This is a genomic window from Armatimonas sp. (genome assembly GCF_043760365.1).
Classification (GTDB): Bacteria; Armatimonadota; Armatimonadia; order Armatimonadales; family Armatimonadaceae; genus Armatimonas.
The window spans coordinates 1-3155 of record NZ_JAYUPA010000840.1 but is presented as its reverse complement, the minus strand read 5'-3'; the positions used below and the strand labels follow the sequence as shown (position 1 = coordinate 3155).

Below are 3155 nucleotides of genomic sequence, written 5' to 3'. Positions count from 1 at the left end.
GGCGCTTGTCGCCGGGAACCGCGTACCAGTCTTTGATACGCTTGTCGAGCTTTTCGGACTCAGCGCGCAGAATCGGGTCGTCAAGGATTGAGCCCTTGCGGCGCGTGGCATCAAAGGCGATACGCTTTTCGACGGCGCGCACGGCATCGAGGTACTCTTCGAGCTTCAGCCGATCCGCGGCGCTAATTTTCTTCTTCAGCCCGCTCGCATCGTCGAGCACGGCATCGAGCACGGATTTATCGCTGGCAGAGACGCCTCGGCCCTTCTGACCCTGCCGGAAAAGACGGTCAAAGGCCGCTTGCGGGTTGATCTCGCGTGAGACGGGCGTCGTGGGCGTGCTCCAGGAGATATGCGAGCCATAAAGCGCAGTCAGCCCGACATTGATGTCCACATAGGTCGTCGGGGGATCCACCGAGAGCTCCAGCGACGGCAGCGGAGTCAGATTTCCGAGCTTCTGTGCAATCAATTGATCCAGCGAGGTGCCTCCCGCGTTCATATTCGCGCCGGTGGTCTTGGAGATCGTCGTGCCCGTGAGAAAGGGCGCGATTTTATAGTAGTGCCCGTCTCCGGTAATCGATCCCTTGTTCATCAGCTCGGTGAGCACCAGAATATCGTCTTTGACAGGAGCGAGCGGCGCAAGGATCTCGGAGAGCTCGAACTGGCGACCAGTGCCTTGTGGAGTCCAGGCGAAGGGGTTCACCCCATTGGGCATGTAGAGGACAGCGAGGCGATTGGGCGACTTTGCCGCCGTCTGGGCAAGCGCCTCGAAAGCGGGCAGGGCAAGCGCGACACCCGCGCCCCGCAAAACAGTTCGTCGTGTGAGAGGCTTCATCGTAACCATTCTACCGCAACAGCGTTTAATATGATAAGGAGTAGTCCAATGAGCAAAGTAAGTAAGATCGTCGCGGCGCTGTGTGTGCTGCTACTGTTGGTGGCAGGCATCTGGTCGCTCGCGCCACGCCCGCCTGCGACACCAGAGCTACAGATCGCGGAGTCGCTGCAAGAGGCTGCTGATGCCGCGCAGGCGAGGAAAGTATCCCGACTGATGGACCTGATCTCCGATGACTTTAAGAGCGGGGTGATGACCAAGTCCCTGCTGCATCTCCAGCTTGCTCGGGCACATAGCAGTGGACGCGGCGTGAAGTACGATGTGAAAGTGATGCCGCCCAAGATCCTGCCCTCGGCGGATGGGGACCCGAACCAGCGCGTTGTCTTCACCTCGGCGTCGGTGCTGGGCGATGGTGATGAAACCCTCTGGGGCGGCAATCAGCTCACGCTGGTGATGCGCAAGGAGACCCGCCGCCATAATCTCTTGTTCACCGAGCCGCACTGGCGCGTGATCTCCATTGCCAACCTGCCGCCGCTCCCGGGCGAAGGCGACTAAGTGGCAGCCCGTCCCCAAGTGAGCGTGCTCTGCGTCGGCAAGCTGCGCGAGGCGTTCTGGAAAGACGCGGTCGCGGAATACGTCAAGCGCCTTGGGGGGCAGACCAGCACGTTTCAGCTCGTCGAAGTTGAGGAAGACACCCGCGCCGACAGCGAAAAAGAGGGCGAGCGGCTCCTTTCTCGAATCCCCGAGCGCGGCTGGGTCGTGGCCTGCGATGGCACGGGCAAAGCCATTTCCTCGGAGACGCTGGCCGCTAAAATAGAGCAGGTCTGCACCGATGGCGAGAGCCACTTACTCTTTTTGATCGGCGGAGCCAATGGGCTCAGCGATGCCGTCCGTGCCCGGGCGAACTTCTTGCTTTCGTTTGGCCCGATGACCCTCCCCCACCCCCTCGCCCGCGTCGTTCTGGTCGAGCAGCTCTACCGAGCCTTCAAGATCAATCGCGGCGAGGCGTACCACCGGTAGGCTCAGTCAAACGGCAGCTCCGGCGGCGGCAAGAGCTCCCCCGCAGCGCGGCAGGCTTCGAACCAAATTTGTAGCGGTGCAAGATCCGGCTCCGGCCCTGGGGGGAACCTTTCCGGGCTGACCGTGATCGGAGGAGTGGAGAGAGAAAAGCCTTGGAGCCAGTCGGCCTCGGCTTGGGAGGCAAAGTAGAGATCCGTGGCGTAGGTTAACTCCAAACGATTGGGAACCAGGAGCTCGGCGGAGGGATATTTACCGCTGCGCCAGTCACCAAGAAACGCGGCTTTCTCAACCGGGTCAGTAATCGGGATAAACTCCTCACGGTGCGCCCAGCGTTTCGTGTTCCACTTCAAATAGGCCGCGCCGGGCAAGTTACTAATCGCGGGATCGAATGCAAGCAGCGCATGCGGATAGCCTCGCTTGAGTTTGTCGGCAAGAAGCGGCGTCTTTGAGGCGAAAGAAAAGTGAAGGTAGCCTTCTAAGCCCAGCTTGCGGCGACGGGCAAGTGCGCTCGGGCGTGGGTTTGCGGATGCCCGAAGCACCCCTTCCGTGAGTATCGCCGGAAGAAACGCAAGTGGGGTCGCGTGCCAATAAAACTCGGGGCCAGGAACCATTCTCTTAAAAGGATTGTACACTCTCGTTGCGAAAGAGGAATCCCCCGCGATACAATCGGCGGCATCGTCTTTAGGAATTAATTATGGCAAGATCACTCATCATCGTGGAATCGCCCGCAAAAACCAAGACCCTCAAAGGTTTTCTGGGCCCGGACTATAAAGTTGAGGCCAGCATGGGCCATGTCCGTGACCTCCCCAAGTCCAAGCTATCTGTGGATATTGAGAATGATTTCGCGCTGACTTACGAACCACTGAAGGATCGTAAAGACGTTTTAGGCAAGCTCGCGGCGGCGGCCAAGGGCTGCGACACGATCTACCTTGCCTCAGACCCTGACCGCGAGGGCGAGGCAATCTCCTGGCACATTGCAGCGGCGCTCAAGCTCCCCAAGTCTCGGATCAAGCGCATTGTCTTCAACGAGATTACCAAGTCTGCCGTGCAGGCCGCGCTCGCCAATCCACGTGATATCAATCAGGATAAAGTGGAGGCGCAGGAGACACGCCGAACGCTGGATCGGCTGGTGGGCTACAAGATTAGCCCGCTGCTCTGGAAAAAAGTGCGAAAGGATCTCTCCGCCGGGCGCGTTCAGTCCGTGGCCGTGCGCCTGATCTGCGACAGAGAGCGGGAGATTCTCGCGTTTGTGCCCGTGGAGTACTGGAGCCTCACGGCAAATCTTGCGCCCCAGACCGGCAAGAAA

5 protein-coding genes are annotated in these 3155 nt (G+C 59.7%); 3 read left to right on the top strand and 2 right to left on the bottom strand.

Annotated elements, in window-relative coordinates; translation table 11 throughout:
• Positions 1 to 832: DUF1552 domain-containing protein (locus ACH2EH_RS20755; protein WP_395144707.1), on the bottom strand; the 832-nt coding region annotated here is incomplete at its 3' end.
• Between the two features lie 48 nt (positions 833 to 880).
• Here ACH2EH_RS20755 and ACH2EH_RS20750 point away from each other — a divergent pair.
• Together ACH2EH_RS20750 and ACH2EH_RS20745 are read left to right on the top strand one after the other, a co-directional pair.
• Entirely contained in the window at positions 881 to 1384 is a 504-nt protein-coding gene (locus ACH2EH_RS20750; protein ID WP_395144705.1) for a hypothetical protein, read from the top strand.
• The gene (locus tag ACH2EH_RS20745; protein ID WP_395144703.1) at positions 1385 to 1849 is read left to right on the top strand and encodes a 23S rRNA (pseudouridine(1915)-N(3))-methyltransferase RlmH; all 465 of its coding nucleotides are present in this window, start codon (positions 1385 to 1387) and stop codon (positions 1847 to 1849) included. It begins immediately after the preceding gene.
• A gap of 2 nt (positions 1850 to 1851) precedes the next feature.
• Here ACH2EH_RS20745 and ACH2EH_RS20740 read toward each other — a convergent pair whose 3' ends face one another.
• Positions 1852 to 2460: a hypothetical protein gene (locus tag ACH2EH_RS20740; RefSeq protein ID WP_395144702.1), complete on the bottom strand. Its 609-nt coding sequence runs from the start codon at positions 2458 to 2460 to the stop codon at positions 1852 to 1854.
• 83 nt (positions 2461 to 2543) lie between these two features.
• Between ACH2EH_RS20740 and ACH2EH_RS20735 the strand changes: the two genes are divergently transcribed.
• On the top strand, positions 2544 to 3155 hold a 612-nt coding region (locus ACH2EH_RS20735; RefSeq protein ID WP_395144700.1), incomplete at its 3' end, for a DNA topoisomerase.

Coding starts and splice junctions, on each gene's coding strand:
- ACH2EH_RS20750 (WP_395144705.1), top strand. CDS start 881: ATGAGCAAAGTAAGTAAGATCGTCGCGGCGCTGTGTGTGCTGCTACTG.
- ACH2EH_RS20740 (WP_395144702.1), bottom strand. CDS start 2,460: ATGGTTCCTGGCCCCGAGTTTTATTGGCACGCGACCCCACTTGCGTTT.